Origin of the sequence: Selenomonas sp. FOBRC9, from assembly GCF_000287655.1 — a bacterium.
Taxonomy (GTDB): Bacteria; Bacillota; Negativicutes; order Selenomonadales; family Selenomonadaceae; genus Centipeda; species Centipeda artemidis.
This window is the reverse complement of the sequence record NZ_ALJR01000017.1, coordinates 24,345-47,807: the sequence shown is the minus strand read 5'-3', so window position 1 is coordinate 47,807 and position 23,463 is coordinate 24,345. Positions and strand designations below refer to the sequence as shown.

Sequence of the window (23,463 nt, the reverse complement as noted above, 5' to 3'; positions counted from 1 at the left end):
TCGCGTTCGGGCGGATTGCGAACGAGCGGCGCGCCGTGCCGATGCTCTCGGTCGCGGCGCCCGCCTCGGGGACGGGAAAGACGACCTTCATCGAGCGGCTCATCCCGCGTCTCTCCGCGCACGACGTCCGCATCGCCGTCATCAAGAGCGACGCACACGGATTTACCCTCGACACAGAGGGAAAGGACACCGACCGTTTTACGGCGGCGGGGGCAGCGGCGGTCGCCGTCAGCGCGCCGGACGGATATTTCATTTTACAGAAGACGCCGGAGCGGCAGAGTTTAGGGGATATTGCCGCCAAAATCCATAGCGTAGACCTATATATCACAGAGAGCAGGTCGCGCGGGGTTCTTCCGATAGTCAGTCTCTATCGTGGGAAGGGAGAACCGCTCGTCGACGCGCAGACGGCGGTGCTTTTTGTGAAAAATGCGGCGGACGGTACATACTTTTCCGGTGTGGCGCTTCCGCCGGAGCAGGAGGTGCTGCGCGCGGATCTCGACGACCTAGAGACGGCGGAGCGGCTCGCACTGTTCCTCATGGGACGCGCGCTCTACGGTGCGGACGGCGCGATGTTTCTGACGATGTAACGACATAAGAGTGGGGAGAGATGAACATGGAACTGCAGCGCAGCGAATATATCGACGTACCCGTGATCCGTTATATATCGGAAGGAAATGAATTTGTTCCCGATCATAAATACACCTCGGAGGAAGTATTCTTCGATATCGAGCTCAACCGCGCGCCCTTTACGACGGCGTTCTGTTCGCCCGTCGACTACGAGGATCTCGTCGTTGGGATGCTCGCGCAGACGGGGCGCATCCGCACGGCGGACGACGTGACCGCGCTCACCGTCGACGCAGAGGGGCTGCACGCCTCCGTAGAGACGACAGCGGACGCGCAGGCATGGGCGGCGGAGGCGGTCAAGCATCCGCGCTACTTCTCCGCGCGAAAGATATTAAAACTGCGCCCGGAGGAAATCTTCGAGCGTCCGCGTGATGTGCATTTTCGCGCGCGCGACATCCTAAAGACGGCGGACACGCTCCTCTCGGAGCTGTCTACAACTCACGACACGACGAACGGCGTCCACAGCGGCGTCATCTATGATCAAAAGAACGAGAAAATACTTGTCTTCCGTGAGGACATCGGCAGGCACAACGTCTTTGACAAACTCTACGGCTGGGCTTTACGTAATCATGTGGAAATTTCCGATAAAATCATCATCTTCAGCGGGCGCTGCTCGTCCGAAATGATGTTAAAACTCGGACGCATGGGCATCTCGACGGTCGCGGCAAAATCCGTGCCGACGACGCTCTCGCTCTCGATTGCAAAGAAACTCGGCATCACGCTTGCGGCGCGCATGGCGCCCGGTTCGTTCTGTGTATATGCGAACCCGGAGCGCGTTGCGCTTGCCTAACATTGGTGAAAACGGGCAAGCCCCGATTTCATAGATAGATTCATTCAGGTTTAGGGGAGCCTATCGGCGGCACATCCGCCGATGAGAAAGGAGAATCACGATGAACCTTAGCAGACGTGACTTTTTAAAAGCCACCGGGCTAAGCGGCGTCGGGCTGGCTCTGGCGAGTCTCGGACTCGACGTTGCCCCTGTGAAAGCGGCTGCACAGACGTATAAGCTGTCGGGGGGACGCGAATTTACCTCCGTCTGTCACTTCTGCGGCTGCGGCTGCGGTACGCTCGGCTACGTCAAAGAGGGGAAACTCATCAATCTCGAAGGGGCGCCGGATCATCCGGTAAACCGCGGGGGACTATGCCCGAAGGGGCTTGGTTACGGACACATCCCAAACTCGGCGGAGCGGCCGAAGAGTCCGATGTACCGCGCGCCCGGCAGCGACCGGTGGGTGGAGATCAGCTGGGAGGAGGCCATCGACCGCGCGGCACGTGCGCTGAAGAAGGCGCGTGACAAGCACTGGGTCGGTCAAGACGAAGCGAACGGCTATAAGTTCATGAGCAACCGCACGGACGCCATCGCCTTCATCGGCGGCTCGCAGGTCAACAACGAGGAGTGCTATCAGCTCATCAAGATGGCGCGCGCACTCGGCGTCGTCTATATCGACAATCAGACGCGCGTTTGCCACGCGACCACGCCGCCGGCGCTGAACGCCGCGTTTGGCCGCGGCGCGATGACCGGCTCGTGGTATAACTTAAAGCACGCCAAGATGATTTGGATCGAAGGATCGAATATGGCGGAGTGCCATCCAATGGCGATGAAGAATGTCATGGAGGCGCGCGACAACGGCGCCATCGTCGTCCATGTCGACGTCCGCTATACACGCACATCCCGCGTTGCGGATCACTTCTTCCAGCTCCGTCCGGGGACGGATATCGTCTTCCTCGGCGCTATCATCAACTACATCATCCAGAATAAAAAATACGATGCCGATTATCTGCGGCGGAACACGAACGCCTTCTGTCTCCTGCGCGACGATTACGAATTTGACGCCGGTATTTTCTCCGGCTACGACGAAAAAACACGGACTTATAACAAAGAGACATGGGGCTATCAAGTCGATGCGAACGGCAAACCGATGAAGGCGAGCAGCATGGCGGCAAAGAACACCGTCATGGATCGTCTCGCAGAACATTTCCAACGCTATACGTTCGAAAAGGCGGCGGCGATCACGGGGATGCCCGAGGCGGATATTAAGAAAGCCGCGGAGCTGTTCTCCACCATTACGCCGACGGTTATGATGTATGCGCTTGGCATGACGCAGCACACGGTCGGTGTGGAGAATCTGCGCTGCTTCACCATCATCCAGCTCCTCATGGGCAACATCGGCGTCTCGGGCGGCGGCATCGACGCGATGCGCGGGCAGCCGAACGTACAATCCTCGACCGATTACGGCATCATGTTCCAGTATTATCCCGCGTACCTTTCGTACCCGACGCACACGGACGATACGCTCGCGAAGTGGACGCACCACAATGGCACGTTCCGCGCGAAATTTCTCAAGAACCTCCTCAAAGCGTGGTTCGGCGACGCGGCGACGGCGGCGAACGACTATATGTTCAACGCGCTCCCGATCCGCAACGGCACGCATAACGATTCCATGTACGTCATGTTCGAGAAGGCGATGGAGGGAAAGGTCAAGACGATCTACGTCTGCGGCCAGAACCCGCAGATGACGAATGCGAACCTCACCATCGTCAACAAGGGGCTCAAGGGCATCGACACGCTCATCGTGCAGGACGTCTTCGTCAACGAGACGGCGGCGTTCTGGGAGCGTCCGGGCGATAATCCTGCGGACATCAACACCGAGGTCATCTTCCTGCCGGCGGGCTCCTATCTCGAGCGCTGCGGCACGATGACGAACTCCATGCGCATGATCCAATGGCGCATGAAAGGTCCCGACCTCGCGAACGATTCGCGTCCCGATTACTGGATCTGCGACAAACTGTGGAAACGCATCGTCGAACTCTACAAGGATTCGACCGATCCGAAAGACAACGTGATCAAAATGATGACGTGGAACTACGGCGACCCCGAGGACGGACAGACCTACGTCGAAAACGTCATGAAGGAATGCAACGGCTACGATCTAAAGGACGGCCATCTCCTGCGCGGCATTCGCGAGATCCGCGACGACGGCACGACGATGGCGGGCATGTGGATCTTCACCGGTGTCTACGGCGACGGCGTCCATATGGCGCGGCGCCGCGGGCAGGAGGACGAGGGCGGCATGGGCATCTATCCGAACTTCGCCTGGGTCTGGCCGGACAACATTCACATGCTGTATAACCGAGCCTCCTGTGACGAGAACGGCAAACCGGTGCGGCCGGGGCAGAAACTCGTCTGGTGGGACGAGAAAAAGGGCATGTGGGACGGCTACGATGTCCCCGATGTCGGCGACCGCACGCAGGGACCGAACACCCCGGGCGGACAGAAGCCGTTCCGCATGAACGGCGAGGGCATCGCCCGCCTCTTTGCCGCTGAGTACAGCGACGTTGAGAACGGCGAGACGCGCGATCACTCCTACGTTCCCGTTGACGGTCCTCTGCCTGAGTTTTACGAGCCGGTTGAGAGCCCGACGAAGAACATGATGAACGAAGGACAGCGCACACAATTCAACCCCTGCGTCATCTATCCGCGCGTGCCCGAACTGCAAAAGATCGGAACGCCCGACGAGTATCCGTACGTGCTCTGCACATCGAGTCTCACCGAGCACTGGTGTTCCGGCACGATCACGCGCAATATCCCCTATCTCAACGAGCTGGTCAAAGAGCCGTTCGTCGAGATCTCAGATAAACTCGCCGCGAAGCTCGGCGTTCGCGGCGGTGACCGCGTCCGTGTCAGCACGACACGCGCGAGCATCGAGGTCAAGGCAATGGTCACCAAGCGCGCCCGACCGCTCATGGTCAACGGCAAAGAGACGCATATGATTTGGCTCCCCTACAACTGGGGGTTCAAGGGGCTGTCGACAGGCCCCTCCGGCAACTATCTGACGATCGATGCGCTCGATCCGAACGTGCAGGAGCAGGAGTTTAAGGCCTGCCTCGCCAACGTCGAAAGGATATAGCTTTCCGACCGCGGCAACGGTCAAAGGATGGAGAACAAACGTCCGACAGGACGAGGAGACCCTTTGTATGAAAGCTAAGAAAACAGATCCGATGAAACGCTTCCTAAAAAAATATCCCTTCCTCAAGGAAACAGAACGTGTTTACCGCACGGTCGATGCCGCAGTCGGCGCGCCGGAGCCGATACAGCTCCCCGCGCGCGCGGCGGCTAAGACCCTCGCGGAGAAGCTGCCGATTCTCCAGCAGGAGACCTATCGCCGCCGTATGGTGCGCGCGGTCTATATGATCCAGGAGGAAGTATACGACCGCATCGCGCGGGCGGACGTGCCGCCCCTCATGCGGGAATCGGCGCGCGCATACCTCGCCGTGCTGAAACCGCTGCGAAAGACGGCAAAGGAAGAATTCATCACCGCAGTTCTATTGCAGGACGCCCCCGCATTCGCGGCACTGTGCGCACGGCACAACCTCAACGAGGGGGTCGTCCGCAGTACGACGTGGCGCATCATCGCCGCACTTGTACCGCCTGCGCTCAAAGAGCCGGAGGCATGGGATGCGGATCCGGACAGGCCGCAGTTCCGGCAGAACTACTGCCCCGTATGTGGCCGTCGGCCGGTACTCGCAGATCTGCATAAATTCCGTGACGGCAGGGCGCGCCACCTCATTTGCGGTGGCTGCGGAACTCAATGGCTCTACGCACGCGTCGGCTGCGTTTACTGCGGCAACGCGAATCTCGAGAAGATGCGCACGCTTGAGCCCGAGAACGACGACCGCATACGGCTCGACATCTGCGACGCGTGCGACAGCTACATCAAGACGCACCGCGGCCCCGCTGAGGGCAGCGACGACGACTATATCTATCGGCAGGACTGGGCGAGCGTACATCTCGACCTCCTCGCCGAGGAAAAGGGCCTTCATAAAAAGGGGAACCCAATATTAGAATAGAGAATTCGATTCCATATAGAGAAGGAGAGGAGCGAACATCATGACACAGGAAATCGCAATGCTGCATGACATGTCGCGTTGTACCGCGTGTCGCGGCTGCATGGTCGCGTGTAAACAATGGCACGACCTGCCGCCGGATATGGACACCCCGTTCGAGGGGCAGTACCAATCGCATAAAGATCTCAGCTCGCGCGTCTACACGCTCATCCAGATGAAAGAGCGCGTGGACGACAAGGGGAAATTCCACTGGGATTTCTTCAAGAAAAATTGCTTCCATTGCGGCAATCCCGCCTGCGCCGCGGGCTGCCCCGCGAACGCCATCGACCGCAATCCGAACGGCACCGTCGTCATCAACGAGGACAAATGCATCGGGTGCCATTACTGCGAACACAACTGTCCGTGGCATATTCCAAAAATCGACGAAGTGCGGCATAAATCGACGAAATGCGATCTTTGCTACGACCGCATCGCGCACGGCTATGAGACGACAGGTGAGATCCTTAAGCCCTCGTGCGCGAAGACCTGCACGTCGCACGCGCTCGAATTCGGTACCATCGAGGAGATGAAACAGCTCGCGGTGGAACGCCTTGCGATGATTCAAGAGAAGCATCCCGACGCGAACATCTACAGCCCCGAGGGCGTCGGCGGAACGCATATGATCTATGTGCTGCCCGAGAAGCCTGCCGTATTCGGTCTGCCGGAGAACCCCGTCACGCCGCTTTCCATCGATCTTTGGAAAGCGGGACGCGCGTTCACGAAGCTCGCCATCGGCGGCGCCGCCGCCGGCATCGCGGGCGCCATCGTGCTCAGCAAGATCGTCAAGTCGCGTGCAAAAGCGCAGGCAAAAGAGCAGGAGAAGGGGTGAGCAGCATGTTGATCAACAAGGAATATGTGCCGCGCCATAAGATGGCATTCGCCGTCTGTCACTGGATGAACGCGTTTGCATTCTTCATGCTGTTCCTGACGGCATTGCCGCTCTACTCGGACAGCTTCCGCTTCATGTATCACATCTTCGGCGATAAGACACTCATGTACGCGCACCGTGTGTTCGGCGTCGTGTTCATCATGACCCCGATCATCGGGTTCTTCATGGCGCGCGAGGGCTACATGACCATGATCAAAGAAGTGTTCCGCTTTGGCAAGAAGGACATGGAGTTCATGCAGAAGTTCCCAATCGAGCTGATGGGAAAGGATCCCCACATGCCGGCGCAGGGCTTCTACAACGGCGGCGAGAAGATGAACATCGCCCTCCAGCTCGCGCTCTCCGTCGTCATCGCCGTGACGGGCGTCATTCTTTGGATGGGCGACAGCATCCTGCCGGCGACGATCACCGCGTATGCGATTCCCGTGCACAGCATCGCCGCGGCCGTCTGTTTTGCCGCCGCGCTCGGGCACATCTATCTCGCCGCAGGCGTCAATCCCGACTCCCTGCACGGCATGACGAGCGGCACCATCAAGGCGTCGTACGCCGCGCATCATCACGGCGCATGGGTCGAAGAACTCATCGCCGAGGGCGTCGTCACGCGCGAGGAGATCGCACAGGCGGAAAAGGAACATCACTGACTTCGGTGCTTTTACAGGAAAAACTGCCGCAGTGCACGCAGTGTGCTGCGGCAGTTTTCTTTTTCTCTCTTTTTATGCTATGATAGCGAAGGAATACTGTGTATGGGGGCGGCAAAGAGCGTATGAAAAATCTTCGGGGGCTTGTGCAGCGCCGCATTGGATGTGTGGCGATATTGATGTTTGTGATCCTCGTCATCCTGACGGGGCGATACGCCTACCTGCAAATCGCGCAGGGGGATGAGCTCGCACAGCGGATGCGCGACCAGAGCGGCTATGAGTTCCGTATCCAGTCTCTGCGCGGCGCGATCCTCGACCGGAACGGAAAAGAACTCGCCGTCAGCAGCATGACAAAATCGCTCTTTATCGATCCCAACCACGTCTACGACGAGCACAAACCGGAGGACATTGCCGCCGACATCGCGCCGCTCATCGGGCTCACGGAGCAGGACATCCTCGACGACATCGCCGTCGGCGGCGGCTTCGTGTGGGTCAAGCGACGCCTTGAACACGACGAGTATGAAGCGGTGCGCGCCGTCATCCGCGCCAAAGGATACAGCGACTGTCTCGGCTTTCAGAATGAAGCAAAGCGATACTATCCGAACGACGCACTCGCCGCGAACGTGCTTGGCTTCGTCGGCATCGACGACAAGGGGCTTGACGGCGTTGAGCAGGCGCTTGATCCCCTGCTCAAGGGGGAGGTGCGCGAGGAACGTCTCACCGTCGACGGACAGCGGCGTCCCATCTTTGACTCCATCTTTTTCAGCCGCCGCACCTACCGCGGCGACTACTGCAAGACTGCGGTGCTGACGCTCGACAGTACGATTCAGTTCATGGTCGAACAGGAACTCGACCGCGCCATGGCGGAGAACAATCCTGCATCCATCACCGCCGTCGTCATGAATCCAAAGACGGGCGAGGTGCTCGCGATGGCGTCGCGCCCCTCGTACAACCCCAATAAATTTTGGGACTATCCGCCCAAGAGCTGGAAGAACCGCGCCGTTTCTTTCATCTACGAGCCGGGCTCGACGTTTAAGGCGATCGTTGCGGGCGCCGCGCTCGAAGAGGGCATCGTGACGCCCTATCAGGTGTTCATGGATCCCGGCTACGTCATGGTTTCAGGGAAGCGTATCCAGAACTGGAACAACGAGAGCTACGGCGCGGTGACCTTCACCGACATCGTGAAGAATTCGCTCAATACGGGATTCGCGCAGGTCGGACTCTCGCTCGGCGCGCAGCGGCTCATGCATTACACGCGTCTCTTCGGATTTGGCGAGGCGACGGGCATCGACCTCCCCGGTGAGGAGGAAGGAATCCTCTTCAAGCCCGAATCGATGCTCGACTCTGACATCGCGACGACCGCCATCGGGCAGAGCATTGCCGTGACGCCGCTCCAGCTCGTGACCGCCATGTCCGCCATCGCGAATGGCGGCACACTCATGCGCCCGTACATCGTACGTGAGATCCGCAACCCGGACGGCTCTATTTACGAAGAACGCCAGCCGCAGGAGATTCGCACCACACTCCAGCACACGGTTGACCGCACTCTCATCGGTCTCCTTGAACAGGTTGTCGCCACGGGCGGCGGCGCCAAGGCGGCGGTGAAGGGCTACCGCATCGCGGGCAAGACCGGCACGGCGCAGAAGATCCGTCTCGATGCCGGCGGTTATATGGAAGGGCACTACATCGCGTCCTTCTGCGGCTTTGCCCCCGTCGAGGATCCCATCTTTACGGTGCTCGTCATGATCGACGACCCGCACGGCGGCAACTTCTACGGCGGACAGATCGCGGCGCCCGTCGCCTCGCGCATCTTTACACAGCTCCTGCGCTACGCGCATGTGGAGCCGTCGAGCAATCCCTTCACCGAGCCGGCACAGGAGCAAAAAAACGCGCGCAGCGCCGCGGAGGAACAGCGGCTCGAATCCGCCGCCGCGCCGCCCGAAGGAAAGGCGATTGTCCCCGACTTTACGGGGCTTTCGATCCGCGAGGCGGCACGTCTGGCACAGCAGCGCGGACTCTCCTTTGAGAGCGAGGGCACGGGCGCGGCGGTCAGGCAGTCGCTCAGCGTGAACGACATCGTCGACCAAGGGGAACGCGTCAAAGTGTATTTTGAACCTACCTAAATATTAGAGGATGTCCTGTTGTTTAATGGCGAGATTCAGCGGCAGGACTTCATTATGATTGCCGTACATGGTATGAGATGCCATGTGCGGCTTTTTGTACTGTAAAATTATTTCCGTGCCCTATTGACATCATGCTTGAATCGGTATATATTATAAACATACTTTTTAGATATGTTTACTTTATGAAATCAAAAATAAAGGAGAATGAATCATGGCAAAAATCTACGGGAGCGTTACGGAACTCATCGGGCGGACACCGCTGCTCGCAGCAAAGTCGTTTGCGGCGGCGCACGGACTGAAGGCAAACCTCCTCGTCAAACTGGAGTATTTCAACCCTGCCGGTTCCGTTAAGGATCGCATCGCCATCGCCATGATCGAGCAGGCGGAGAAGGACGGCAAGATTGCCCCGGGCGCAACCCTCATCGAGCCGACCAGCGGCAACACGGGCATCGGCATCGCTTCCGTTGCGGCGGCGCGCGGCTATCGTGCCATCCTCACCATGCCGGAGACGATGAGCGTTGAGCGCCGCAACCTCCTCAAGGCATATGGCGCAGAGATCGTTCTCACGGACGGATCGCAGGGCATGAAGGGTGCGATCGCAAAGGCGGAGGAACTACACGCCGCGACCCCGAACTCCTTTATCCCGTCACAGTTTGAGAACAGCGCGAACCCCGCCGTACACGAGCGCACAACGGGACCCGAAATTTGGGCGGATACCGACGGCACAGTTGATGCGTTCGTCTCAGGTGTCGGTACGGGCGGTACCGTTTCCGGGGTCGGGCACTATCTGAAAAGTCAAAAGCCCTCCGTCCATATCGTTGCCGTCGAGCCTGTCGATTCTCCTGTTCTCACGGGCGGCAAGCCGGGACCTCACAAGATTCAGGGGATTGGCGCGGGCTTTATCCCAAAGACACTGGATACGAGCGTATATAACGAAGTCCTCCGCGTAACGAATGACGATGCATTTGCCTACGGCAAAGAGTTCGCGCGGCGCGAGGGCGTCCTCATCGGCATTTCGTCAGGGGCGGCACTCGCGGCATCCGTCGCGCTCGCAAAGCGTCCCGAGTTCGAGGGGAAGACCATCGTTGCTCTTCTTCCGGACGGCGGCGACCGCTATCTCTCCACAGATCTTTTCCAAGATAAGTAAACCTGTACGGGATTCGTATAGAAACGAGACTGCCCCGTCTGCATGGTAAATGCAGCCGGGGCAGTCTCGTTTTGCAGCTGGTTATTATTATGCCGTTCTCTTACCGATGATGGCATCGGGGTTATCCCCTTGTCGGAATTCGGAACACAAACACAATCAAGTGCGCGATCCATACCAAACTAATTATCGCGCGCGCATGCGGATGATCCGTGAACGTAAAAGAGATCCCCATGAGGATGGTCACGGGAATCATGATGCGAAGCTTTTGCCGTACCGTCATCCCGTTGCGGCTGTCCCGTGCGATAGCCATTGTCTCTTTGTAGATACGTGTTCCGCGCAGCCACGCGTCGAGACGGCGTGAACTGCGCGTAAAACAGTATGCCGAGAGGAGAATGAACGGCACTGTCGGGAGCACCGGGAGGAATGCACCGATGACACCCAGCGCAAAACTGAGGATACCGAGCGCACCGAAGAAAAGTTTTTTTAGAGGCATTAAAGATCCTTTTCTGATTATCTCAAGACACGTCGTCTTGCGCCCAATTCTCGATTCGGAGACCGGGGACACGCTCAAACTCTCTGACGTTATTCGTAATCAAAATGAGCCCCGCCGCACGCGCGTGATCGGCAATTAATGTATCCATTGTGCCAATAGGAGTTCCCCGCTTTTGAAGCTGGGCACATATATCGCCATATTCTACAGCGGCGGTATCATCGAATGGGAAAACATCAGGCATCGCTAGAAAATGCATGAGGGCGATTCTATTCTTTTCAGGATATGCACTTTTTGAGACACCTAGTTCCAGCTCAGCAAGCGTAATTGATGAAATACAGATTCCTCTTGAAAGATTTTGCTTTAGTCGTGCAACACATGACGGGGCTTATTTTTTATCGCGTAGATGCAAATATTGGTGTCTAACATATAAGTCATAGCGCATCTCTCTTAGAAGGAACATCTTGCCCCCGTCCGTCGGCAAAAAAATCATCTGTGAACTCTTCCAAACCGGATAAAAAAGTTTCCCAAGCATCTTCTTTTGGAACAAGGATCACAGCTTTTCCTAGCCTCTGTATGAATACTTCCTTCCCATGAAAACGAAAATTTTTCGGGAGTCGGACTGCTTGACTTCTTCCGGTTTCGAATAATGCTGCACATTCCATGACGGATACCCCCTATCATCATATTTCCAACGTGCATATTATACCATATATCCAGGAAAAAATTCACACCGTGCGGTTAAGTCATCGCGCTTTTTTTTCGATATAACACACAGAAGACGTATAATATCTCTCGGCATTGGTTGAGGGATAAGATAAAAAGGAAAAGGTTCGTTCAGGGAGGCTGTCTTTATGGCGATGGTGGTAAAAAACAATATGTCGGCGGTGAACACGCTGAACACGCTCAATAAGAATCAGAGCGGATTGTCGAAAAGCCTCGAAAAAGTCTCCTCCGGGATGAAGATCAACAGTGCGGGCGACGACGCGTCGGGGATGGCGATCTCCGAGCGGATGCGCGTGCAGGTGCGTGCGCTCGATCAGGACAACGCCAATACGAACAACGGCAACGCGCTGATGCGCACGGCGCAGGGCGCTGTGCAGTCCACGATCGAGATCCTAAAGACGCTGAAGGAAAAGGCGATCAACGCCGCGAACGACACGAACACCGACGAGGATCGCAGGGTCATTCAGAAGGAAGTCGACCATCTCATCGACCAGATTGACGAGAACGCGCTGACGACGTACAACGGTAAGTATCTGATCGACGGTTCGCATAACGGCAGTGTAGCCGGTGATGCGGGGCAAGGGACATATTCGAGTTTTACGAATATGAGCTTGGCAACAAATACGACGGGTATTACCCGTTTAACGAACTTGGTTCGCAGAGATGGAAATCCTGTCGGCATTCACTCGACGGATAGCCTTACGGCATCGTGGACGAGGAACGGTGTGACTTATACGGGGACATTAAATCCAATTGGAACAAATGATATTGCAGCGGCAATCAATATTATTACCAATACAGATGCTAGTTATTATAGCCGTACTGCTTTGGTTGGCGTAGACGAATATGGTCGGGAGGTTTATACACCGGATAACCAACCGGCGCTCACGATTCGTGCATCTAATCCGGGCGTTAATGGGCAGATTGCAGGTGTCACCTTTGCGGTGAAGGACAGCAAAGGTCATATGCGCAACGAGGTCAACGCTGTGCTTGATGCGTTTAAGGAGACGGTACGTGCTCAAAATCCATCGCCGGATAATTCGTTGACGATCCAAACCGGAACACGGGCGAATCAAGCAAGTAAGGTCGGATTCACCGATATGCGCTCAGTTGCTCTTGGGCTTCAGTCTGATAACGGTGCAGGATGGCATGGGACACCTCCGGCAGGTGTGGATGTTGTCGGTGCAGGACCCAAAATCCAAGTAACGACACGGGAAGCTGCGAATGCTGCGATCAACGTCTTTGAGAATGCGCTCATTAAGGCGACCGATCAGGCAGTTGCAATCGGCGCGGTACAGACACGGCTCGGCTATACGAGCAGTAACCTGATCGTTGCGTCTGAGAACGTGCAGTCGTCCGAATCCACGATTCGCGACTCGGACATGGCAAAGGAAATGACGGCATATACGAAGCACAACGTGCTCACGCAGTCGGCACAGGCGATGCTTGCACAGGCAAATCAGAACTCAAGCGCAGTGCTCAGCCTTCTCAAGTAAAAGATAAAACGATCGCCCTAATGGACTTAGGACCATTAGGGCGATTTCTTGCTTTTTATACAGTTCTTATGCTATTATGAAAGGACATATAATATTCGATATACTGAGTAAGTATATATGCGTGAATTGAAAGATAAGGGGAGCGGGACAATGGGTGAATATCGGATGTTTGGACTCAGGCGGCGTGTGCAGTATACGTTGCTGGCAGGGCTTGCGGGCGCGTTTTTGATCCCGCAGGTCTCTTTTGCCGCGCCGACGGGGGAGCAGAATCTCGTAGGGAGCGCTGCCGTTTCTCGTGCAGGAGCGACGACGAATATCGGATCGTCGACTGCGAACAACGTCATCAGTTGGGCGGACTATTCGATTGGCACCGGTGAGACGGTAAATTATGATGCGCAGAACTATCTCAACCTCGTGCGCGGTGGAAATACGTCTGCCATTAACGGGACGCTCTCGGGCGGGGGCAATATCTACCTCGTCAATCCGAACGGCGTGATCATCGGCAAAGGTGCAACTGTTCATGTGGGGAGTCTTCACGTCTCGACACAGGAGATCAGCACCGTCAATCAGAATGCCGATATGGCGGGCGACGTATCGCCCTTCAGCGCATCCGCCGCAGGCAAGGCGGACGTCGTTAATATGGGCGCAATCAACGCGACGAGTGTTGAGGTTGTTGGCAGGAGTATCCGCTTTCTTAATGATGCGAATGTTACGGTGACGAGCAGCCCCGTTGTGCTCCGCACGGATACGGCAAACGACGGCACAGCGCATATTGGCTACCGCGGCACTGCCCCTGCGACGACAAAGTATCAGGTCAACGGTGGGCTGGCAACAGCAGGGGATAACTACTATCAGCTTGTTGCTAATGCAACGGAATTGCAGAACATCAATAACAATCTCTCGGGCAACTATATGCTTGAGGATAATATTGATTTTAATGGCGGGGCACTTACGCCGATCGGCGGGAATGGGGCGCTTGCGGCATTTTCTGGGAAGGTTGACGGAAATTTCTATCAAGTAAAGAATTTTACCGTCACAGGCGTCGACCATGCGGGCCTCTTTGGCAAGATGAGTGGGGCGCGAATTGAGAATTTGGGGGTTGTCAACCCCTCAATTACGGGAAATGATACCGGAGCGGGGATCAACACCGCGGGCGGTATCGTGGGGCACGCATCCGGCAACACGAAATTAAGGAATGTCTACGTGGAAGGTGGGAGTGTTACCGGAGAGCATAGCCGCTTTGGCGGGATTGTAGGTTATACCACAAATACGAAGATAGACGGGTCCTATAACACATCTCCGATTGAGACTGGCGGCGGCGGAATCATTGGCTCCTCGGATGTGGGAACAGAAGTTACGAATACCTATAATCGCCCCTCTTCACAAGTGACGGGGGCGTCCTATTTTATTCGATTCATTGATCCTGCAAACGGAACGACGGTAAAAAATTCCTTCACGACGTCGACTAAGTTTTCTACAACAACATCGTTTACTTCGACAAATGTATCAGGTAATTATTTTATTGACTTCAACACAAGGAAAGCAAAAGTTGTTATGCCGGGCGTAAATCCTCCTGCGATAGATGCGGATGCTTATTCGTCCTCTACTTACAACAACTGGAGCATCAACAACAACGGCGATCCGGGGGCGAAGTGGCGTATCTATGAGGGACGCACCGCTCCTTTGCTGACTGCATTTATGAGCGGGACTGCGACGGCGACGTATAGCTATCGGTACTTTAACAACAACAGCACGGCTCCGGATAAGATTGACGGCGTAAATAATACGGTGAAGTCCAACAACGGGAAAGATCTCACAGGGCTGACCTACAACAGCAAATACCTGCGCATCGTGGATGCGGACGCACCCAATACGCCGGGGGATAAATCCAAGATACAGTACGAGCCGTCTGTCAATCTCAATAAGGTGGAGGAATATACATACACCGGCACATCGGCGGATAAAACACAGGGCATCCGCAACGCAGGGACAAAGGCGATCGTTTGGTCGGATCAGCATGGACCGAATCTGCGCGGCGTGAATGTGACCATCGGCAAGCGTAAAGTCAGCCTTGATCCCAACGATATGGGTGTTCTTACGCGCGTATATAACGGCAAGACGGATGTTAAGGATACCTTTGCGGAGGCAGTTCGAAGGGGCGGGAAATCCGGATTTACTGCAGATGATGTAAACGAAGGTTCTGTTACGCTTAATATGAACAGCTTCACTGCAAGAATGGTGGATAAAAATGTTCTCTATGACACGAATGGAAATCCTGCGGCGAAGAATGTCACATTTGGCGGCTCCATTACTTTTGACGGCACTGATGAGGGAAACTATACGTTTGACAATTCATCGTTGGCGACTCTTACGGGAAAGATTACAATCACGCCCGCACCGCTCTATCTTACAATCCACAAGAAAACGGCAGCAAATAAAATCTATGACGGTACTGATGAGGTCAAAGATGCCGATATGCGGCAAAGCAAACCGAATATTGAGCTGAATAAAACCATCGCTGCCGGAACTACGGGCGAGATTATGAAGGATGACGGCGGTACGCAGGATACCGTCGACCTTGCCGCAACGGATGATCCGACCTATACGGATGACGCGGGCAATCAACAAATCCATGCGGGTACGCATAAGCTCCGCTATAAGAACGTCGGACTTCGCACGGACGGCGCATATGCGAATGATGCGGGGAACTATGAACTTTTCTACCGGGATGCGCAGTCGACAGAGAAGAAAGTCACAGGCGGCAACGTCTATCTCGATGGAAAAATCGTTCCGCGCGAGATTAAGACGGACGGCTTCAAGGTCTATAAAAAGAGCGACAACACGGAAGCCTCGGCGCAAAAGGTCTACGACGGCAACAATGAATATACGCTTGATACAACCAATCTCTATCTCTCTGCGAATGCCGGGGCAACGACGGACACAACGGGCATCGTTAGCCGTGATAAGGGGCATATTACCTTTGCACTGACGGGCGGGAAGGGTCAGTTCCGCAAATCCGACGGGACGACATCCACGAAGAACGTCCAAAGTGCGGCGAAGATCGCCTATAACGTGACCGGACAGTCGGACAATCCGACGGAATATCAACTCGGCGATTACTATGTCAAGATGAACTCGGTAGATACGCCGATTTCTAATACCTTTAATGCGCTGGGGGCGGGCAAAATCACGCCGAAGACCATCTCGGCAACGAAGAAGAATGATCCGATTACAAAAGTATATGACGCACTGGAACAGCATACGGACGGCAATCGGAACCCGATCACGGGTGACACACTCGTCACGCTGAGCGGTGTCGTCTCGGGCGATACGATAACGAATACGACAACGGCGACGTATGCCTCAAAGAACGTCGTCTATTCGGGCGGGGTTCCAGCGACGCAGAACGTGACCTATAACGTTGCCTTTTCGACTGCGAATGCGGATGAGGCGGACAACTATACGTTCGATACAACGCCCAATACGACGACCGTGACGCGGACGACGACGCTGACGGGCCTCGGCACAATCACGCCGCGCCCCGTGACGCTCACGTTCGGACCTGCGACGAAAATCTATGACGGGACGGCGACCAACACACAGACTACCCTGAGCACTATGAGCGACGGTACGACGGGCAACGCTGTGCTTGGCGCGGACGGCTACTCTACCGGGAATGTTAATCTCAACGGCGTGACCAGCCGCTTTGGCGACGGGTCAACCGAGGCGACCTTCCGGGCGAATAAAAACGCGGGCAGTCGTACGGTGGAGTATGCGGGCATCAACAATGCGCTCGGCGGGAACTATACGCTTGGCAGAAAACAGTACGGAACGGGAACAATCACGCGTCGCCGCATCGATCCGTCGGGCTTTCAGGTGCTTGACGAGCACGGACATACTGCCAATGCGACGAAGGTTTATGACGGCACGGCGGACTACAGCCTGCCGGGCAGGGCGTCGCTTGTGACGCCGCAGGCGTCCGGACCGAACGAAGGAATCGTATCCCGGGACTTTGGCAAGATCACGTTCCGGTTGAAGAACGGAACGAAGGGGAAGTTTACGAGCGATTCCGATGGGAACAATGCAACGTCACATGTCTCAGAGGCACAGTACATTGCCTATGACATCGTGGCGCAGACGTCGGATGCGACGAATAACCCGCTGACGAACTATACATTCGGTTCGTCGGGATCGCCGCGCGATCTCGAGACGGTCACCGACAACGACCCCGCCCACGCAACGGCGGCGGGGTCTATTACCCCTGCTGCGCTTAAGGCAGTGACGAAGGAGATCTCAAAGGTCTACGACGGCCTCACGGCGCATACGGACGGCAACCGTAACGTGAAGAAGGGCGACAGCATCGTCGACTTCACCGGATGGGTGTCGAGCAGCGACAAGAGGGAGAACACCTCGACCGCAGAATATGCGGATAAGAACGTCTCGCGCGACGCGAGCAAGAAGGGCGTTACCTATACGGCACAGCTCAAGGGGCAGTACGCCGACGACTATCAAATCGTGAACGACGCCAATACCGTTATCAGTACGTCGACCGGAATGGGCGCGAGCAAGACCGTTACGGCGAACCTCGGCTTGCAGGCGAACAAAGGAACGATCACGCCGCGCAAGCTGAAGATCACGATGGATGAGGTCACAAAGACATACGACGGAACCGTTACGAACGAGCGCAGTACGATTAGCCGCATCACCGACGAACCGTCTAGCTCCGTCATCGATCAAATCCTCGCGGGCGACAGCATTACAAAGGAATCACTCAACACCAAGTGGCAAGCGATACGCTCTGCAGGCGATGCCGGCAGCTCCTACGGGCATATAACAAGCGGCACATTCCGAGGAGATGCCAATGCAAGCAACGGCACGAAGCACGACGTTCGCTATACGAATATGGGGACGGCATTCCGCAATCAATTTAGCGCGGCTGAGGGCAACTATACCGTTGATGAGGATGCTTTCGGCAAGGGAACGATTACACGCAAGGCGATTGCTCCCGATAATTTTAAAATCGTTGACCGTCAAGGGAACGTGACGAACGCTACGAAGGTCTACGACGGCACGAGCGACTATGCGGTGCCGGAGGGCTGGCGACTCACGCCGTCCACGGGCGGCGGTACGGGCGTCATCGCGCAAGATGCGGATAAAATACGGTTCGGCATCGATAAGACGAAGGGCGCACACTTTACAACAACGGCGGGGACAGAGACGCCGAACGTTGCCGATGCAACGCGTGTCGCCTACAATATCAAAGCCACAACGGACGCGGGGGACGAGTACCTCCTCAAAAACTATACCCTCAACGGCAAGAATCTCGAGAGCGGGGAGGCGACCGCCTCGGGCGCAGGCTCGATCACGCGGCGTAAGCTGACCGTCGGACTCGTGCAGGATACCAATATCGACAAGGTGTACGACGGGACGAAGAACCTCGTCAATACACAGTCGCGGCATTGGAACGCGCTGACGGAGGGCGACGCACGCGGCAACGTGGCGTATGAGCGCGATGCAAAGGCGGAGAACAAGCTCGTTCGGACGGATGGATCGCACTTTGACATTAGTTCTTCCTACGCGGATAAGAACGTCCGGCGCGACTCCTCTGATAACGGCGTCAGCCAAAATATCACCTATAATATTAAGATCGCGGGCGGCAACTACACGCTCTCGGACGGCAATACGACTGTCGACGCGGAGGTCGGGCTGACGCTCCGCGCGACGGGCAAGATCATGCCGAAGGATCTCTCGGGATCGTTCAAGGAGATCACAAAGATTTACGACGGGACGAAGAATGTCGATCCCTCGAAAGTCGCGTTCAAAAACGGCGCCGTGGTCGATAGAGACAACGTGCGGCTCGGCAGTCATACCGAGGCGTTCCAAAGCGAGAACGTCCGCGGCGACGGCACGACGGCGAACATCGACGGCACGCCGCGCCGCAATTGGATCAACTACTCGAACCTCACGCTCGGCGGTGCGGACGCGGGGAACTATACCATTAGCAAAACCGCAAAGGGACTTGGCACGATCAATCCCTACGAGCTGAACCACGGTACGGTGAAGTTCGGCATCGACCGGGCGTCAAAGACCTACGACGGCAATAAGTCCGTTTGGAAGGGGACATCGAATCAACTCTCGGATGTGAAAGGCTATATCCGCAGCGCGACCGTCGAGATCAACGGGCACGACGTATCCGTCTTGGGCGATCTGAACCTCACGTCTGCGGAGTACGACTCGAAGGACGTGAACGGCGGCTGGTATGAAAATCGCGTGAAGTATAACTTCAGCTTCACAGGGACGAGCGGGAACTTCTCCCTCGGCGGCGCGCAAACACTCGAAAAGCTTGGCGACGGCGAGATCAAGCGCAAGGATGTCACGGCGACGGTACGCGGCGCGCTCACGAAGACCTACGACGCGACGAAGGACGTGCTGAATGTGGCGAAGGATGCGAACCGCAAGACCGTCGCATCCGGCGACGATCTCGTCCGGCTCGAGGGGCTCGTGAACGACGGTGCGCAGAACAATACGACGGCAGTTTACGATAACAAGAACGCCGGCACAGGCAAGAATGTGACCTACAACATCGGCATCGATGGGGCGCACGCGGCGAACTACCGCGTCGTCGATGCGGCAAAGAACGAGATCACAGCCCCGGTTACGACGGGCGGCAATACGATTACGAAGCGCAAGGTCGATCTCACCTTTGCCGATGTGCAGAAAAAATACGATACCACAGCGACGAACACATCCGTGACGGCGTCTGTTTCCGCTGCCGACGCGGCGGTGCTGAACCGCGATCGCCCGGGCTTCGCGGCCGGCAACAACAAACTCACAGGACTGACGGGCATCACGAGCGAGTACGGTACGGGCACGGGCGACGCGTTCGTCGCCGACCCGAACGCGGGGCGCAAGACCGTCCGCTACCAAGGGACTGCCGCCGCGATGAACAGTCTGCTCGCGGGCGATGCGGGGAACTATGAGTTCACCGATCCCGGCTTCGGTGCGGGCGACATTACGCGCATCCGCATCAATCAGAGCGACTTTACGTTCAACATCGATCCCGCGGTGAAGGAATACGACGGCACGAAGAATGTCGTTTGGACGGATCCCGTGACAAAGAAAACGTACGGTGCGGAGAAATATTTCCGTTCGAGTACATTCAAGCTGAACGGCGTGGATACGCCTGTCAATCCGGACGATATTAAGCTGAACAAGGCGGAGTATGACGATCTGAACGCCGCCAAGGCGCGGAATGTGGACTATGAGTTCACGCTCAACGATAGGAATTTTGACATCGTGGGCGGCAGTGTGCTCAAGCGCCGGACGAGCGGCAGGATCACGCCGCGCGACCTCACGACGAAGCTCCCGCAGCACATCGTCAAGGAGTACGACGGCAAGGACACGTTGACGCATGAGAGCCACGAGTATGTGGAGGGCGTTGCGCGGGATAACCTGACGACCATCGTGGAGCGCGACAAAGGCAAAATCAGCCTCGATGTGAAGGGCAAGTACCGCAGCAAGGACGCGACCGTCGATACGCGTGCGGAGGCAGAGGCACGGACGGCGGGCGGCATCGGCGTCGACTACGAGCTGACGCTGACGGGCGACGATGCCGATCGTCTCGCGAACTATACCATCGGCGGGCATCCGACGAAGGGGACGGCGACGGGGACGGCGGATATTTACCGCAAGACGCTGACGGTCGACGTTACCGCGCGCAAGGACAAGGACTACGACGGCACCGCCGCGACGCTGGGCCTCTCGGCGGGCGACGTGACGATCACGGGCGGATTCGTCGCGGGCGAGAGTTTCACGCTCGATCAGGGTGCGGTGAACCAAATCCACGGCGAGTACCTCGATACGAACGGCAATGCGGACGCGAACGTCTCGCGCGATGCGGCGGGGAACGTCGTGGACAAGGGGATCTCCTACCGCGGCTTTAACAATGCGTTCAAGGATCTCGCGCTGCGCAATCCCTATGCGAAGAACTATGTCGTCGCGGACGACCGTCGGACGTATAGCGCAGACGAGCACAAGGGGCGGATCAACCCGCTCGGCATCAATGCGGACAATATGAAGTTCACGTTCAAGGACGCAACAAAGATTTATGACGGTACGACGGCGGTCAAGCATGGCGAGAGCGCCGCGCCCGCCGATGTGAAGAAGTACCTCGACAGCGCGAAGATCAAAATCGGCGGGAACGATGTGACCATCGACAACCGCTATTTCAACATCGACGCGGCGGGGACGCACTACGACAACAAGAACGTACAGGGCGGCGCAAAGCACGACGTGACCTATGCGATGACGTATACGGGCGGCGGCAACTTCACCGTAAAGGAGGGGGCGGCGCTGACCGGCAAGGGCGCGGGTTACATTACGCGCAAGGGCATCACGGCGCAGGCAAACGGTGCGCTGACGAAGGTGTACGACGCGACGACGGGCGTCTATGACGCGGGCGATACGAGCATCAAGACGTATCTGAAATCCGACACGAACCGCCGCAGCCCCGTAACGAAGGGCGACTCCCTCGTCACGCTGAAGGGACTCGTGGACGACGCGGTGAACGAGACGACGGCGGAGTACGATTCGAAGTACGTCGGTACGGATCGCCGCGTGACGTACCGTCTCGGACTCGACGCCGCCCATGCGGACAACTACGAGTTCGTCGATGAGAACGGAAATGCGCTCGCGCGGAATGAGATCTCTACGGATAACAACGAAATCACGCGGCGCACGCTCAATATTTCCTTTGGAAAGGTCGGCAAGACCTACGATACGACGGCGGACAACAAGGACGTGCGCGCGTTCGTGGATGCGGACGATGCGAAGGTGCTCGCGCGCGACGGCATGACCGTTGCGGACGGGCGGCTCACACAGCTCGACGGGTCGAACATCCGCAGCCTCTACGGCAAGCGCGATCGGGCAAAGGATACCTTTACCCCGAACCCGAACGCGGGCGAGAAGGACGTACGCTACGCGGACATCAACCGCACCGTACGCAGCAAGCTGAGCGCGGGCGCGCAGGACAACTACGAGATCGCCGATGTCGGCTACGGCACGGGGACGATCGAGAAGGCAATGGTCTCGCACGGCGATTTCAACTTCCGATTTGACCGTGCGGTGAAGGAATACGACGGCACGGCGGACGTCAAGGATGCGAAGAAGTATCTGCGGACGGACGGCACGCAGCCGAACCACAGCACTGTGCGCCTGAAGGGGGCGGACGGCGTTGTGCGCGAATACGCGCTGCCGGAGGCGGACGTCGAGTCCATGACAGGCGTCTATACCGGCGGTGTGGATGCGTCGACGGCGAACAATCCTGTGCAGTACGGCATCGATCTCAACGTCAACAACTACAGCTTCAGCGACGGTGTCGGACGCTACCGTGACGCTGGGACGGTCGGCGAGGGTCTCATCAATCGCCGCCGCATCGTCGCCGATACGTCGAAGCTCGCGCCGACCAAGACCTATGACGGGAACAACCGTATCGTCGGTGCGGCACGCGACGCGGAGGGCAATCTCATCCGGAATACGGACGGATTGGTTCACTTTAAGCAATACGGTACCGGGGACGCCGGCATCGTCGACCGCGACAAGAACGGCGAGCATATCATGAACCGCACGGAGGCGGCGTATGTCGATAAGAACGTCGCGTGGGAGGACTATGCGGCGGGCAAGGTTCAGAATAAGGCGGTGGATTATAAATTCATCCTCTCGGGCGAGCGCGAGCGTCTCGATAACTATGAGCTCGTCGATGAGGGCGGTAACGCCATCGGCACGCGCAATCTCGTGGGGACGGAGCTGACGCACGAGACGCGCGGCGAAGGGCGCATCAACCCCGTGGACATCACGCTGAAGGCGGAGGAAAAGACCATCTGGATCAACGACGGTCTGCCAAAGCCCGAGGATTACAAGGGAACGCCGATGGGACGCGGCTATGAGACGGGCGTGGGCGGCGAAGCGCTCCCCGGCACGATCTCCTATGATTCGCCGAATGCGCGTCTGCGCTGGGGCGACTATGCCATCAACGGGACGTATACGCCGGCGGTCGGCGACACCGTTTATCGGAACTATCGCTTCCGCCAAGCCCCGGGGAACGCCACCGCGCTGCATGTCGGACCGTATATTCCCGATGCCAACTATTACAACATCATGGCGCAGAATAAGATGATCCCCGACGAATACGCGTATGAGAACGCCTCCCTCGACCGCCGCAGCAATTTCGGCAGACGCGCCGAGGCAGCGGTGGAGTATACCGATCCTGCGCTCAACTCGATGCAGGACGGCAAAAATGTCCGTACGCCGGACATCTATGCAACGGATGATGCCGTGTTTGCGCTGATGGATCAGGTTTTTGGATAAAATTAAATTTACATGGAACAGCGGAGCTTCTGCCCATATGTGTGCAGCAGCTCCGCTTTGCTTTACAAAGACCGATTTTCCAAC

The 23,463-nt window shown here is 56.9% G+C and carries 13 protein-coding genes; 10 read left to right on the top strand and 3 right to left on the bottom strand.

What is annotated here, in order from left to right:
* The 8 genes from mobB to cysK all read left to right on the top strand — a co-directional run.
* Window positions 1–587 (top strand): molybdopterin-guanine dinucleotide biosynthesis protein B (gene mobB / locus HMPREF1147_RS04305; protein WP_009657834.1); only part of this gene is annotated, 587 nt, incomplete at its 5' end.
* A 26-nt stretch (window positions 588–613) separates the two neighbouring features.
* The gene (locus tag HMPREF1147_RS04300; RefSeq protein WP_009657820.1) at window positions 614–1,414 is read left to right on the top strand and encodes a formate dehydrogenase accessory sulfurtransferase FdhD; all 801 of its coding nucleotides are present in this window, start codon (window positions 614–616) and stop codon (window positions 1,412–1,414) included.
* 100 nt (window positions 1,415–1,514) lie between these two features.
* Window positions 1,515–4,532, top strand: coding sequence for a formate dehydrogenase-N subunit alpha (gene fdnG / locus HMPREF1147_RS04295; RefSeq protein WP_037351125.1), 3,018 nt, complete (start codon window positions 1,515–1,517; stop codon window positions 4,530–4,532).
* Between the two features lie 67 nt (window positions 4,533–4,599).
* Complete coding sequence (locus HMPREF1147_RS04290; protein ID WP_009657833.1) at window positions 4,600–5,472, top strand: formate dehydrogenase accessory protein FdhE; 873 nt, start codon at window positions 4,600–4,602, stop codon at window positions 5,470–5,472.
* Window positions 5,473–5,512: 40 nt separating this feature from the next.
* Window positions 5,513–6,337, top strand: a complete 825-nt coding sequence (locus HMPREF1147_RS04285) for a 4Fe-4S dicluster domain-containing protein (protein WP_009439259.1) — start codon at window positions 5,513–5,515, stop codon at window positions 6,335–6,337.
* A 5-nt stretch (window positions 6,338–6,342) separates the two neighbouring features.
* Window positions 6,343–7,035, top strand: a complete 693-nt coding sequence (locus tag HMPREF1147_RS04280) for a formate dehydrogenase subunit gamma (protein ID WP_037351131.1) — start codon at window positions 6,343–6,345, stop codon at window positions 7,033–7,035.
* A 122-nt stretch (window positions 7,036–7,157) separates the two neighbouring features.
* Window positions 7,158–9,155 carry a penicillin-binding protein gene (locus tag HMPREF1147_RS04275; protein WP_037351129.1) on the top strand — a complete coding sequence of 666 codons (1,998 nt, stop codon included), beginning with the start codon at window positions 7,158–7,160 and terminating at the stop codon, window positions 9,153–9,155.
* Window positions 9,156–9,366: 211 nt separating this feature from the next.
* Window positions 9,367–10,302 (top strand): cysteine synthase A, encoded by a 936-nt coding sequence (gene cysK, locus HMPREF1147_RS04270; protein ID WP_009657818.1) that lies wholly within the window; start codon window positions 9,367–9,369, stop codon window positions 10,300–10,302.
* A 121-nt stretch (window positions 10,303–10,423) separates the two neighbouring features.
* On the opposite strand, the gene HMPREF1147_RS04265 is transcribed toward cysK, so the two are convergent.
* The 3 genes from HMPREF1147_RS04265 to HMPREF1147_RS11585 all read right to left on the bottom strand — a co-directional run bounded on the left by HMPREF1147_RS04265 (window position 10,424) and on the right by HMPREF1147_RS11585 (window position 11,457).
* Window positions 10,424–10,795, bottom strand: a complete 372-nt coding sequence (locus HMPREF1147_RS04265; protein WP_009657816.1) for a YbaN family protein — start codon at window positions 10,793–10,795, stop codon at window positions 10,424–10,426.
* A gap of 22 nt (window positions 10,796–10,817) precedes the next feature.
* On the bottom strand, window positions 10,818–11,105 hold the full coding sequence (locus HMPREF1147_RS04260; RefSeq protein ID WP_304412058.1) for a PIN domain-containing protein: 288 nt from the start codon (window positions 11,103–11,105) through the stop codon (window positions 10,818–10,820).
* A 121-nt stretch (window positions 11,106–11,226) separates the two neighbouring features.
* On the bottom strand, window positions 11,227–11,457 hold the full coding sequence (locus tag HMPREF1147_RS11585; protein ID WP_009349838.1) for an antitoxin: 231 nt from the start codon (window positions 11,455–11,457) through the stop codon (window positions 11,227–11,229).
* A 189-nt stretch (window positions 11,458–11,646) separates the two neighbouring features.
* On the opposite strand from HMPREF1147_RS11585, the gene HMPREF1147_RS04255 reads away from it, so the two are divergent.
* Window positions 11,647–13,014, top strand: coding sequence for a flagellin (locus HMPREF1147_RS04255; protein ID WP_009657827.1), 1,368 nt, complete (start codon window positions 11,647–11,649; stop codon window positions 13,012–13,014).
* 150 nt (window positions 13,015–13,164) lie between these two features.
* Complete coding sequence (locus tag HMPREF1147_RS04250; protein WP_009657837.1) at window positions 13,165–23,379, top strand: YDG domain-containing protein; 10,215 nt, start codon at window positions 13,165–13,167, stop codon at window positions 23,377–23,379.
* The last annotated feature ends 84 nt before the right edge of the window (window positions 23,380–23,463 follow it).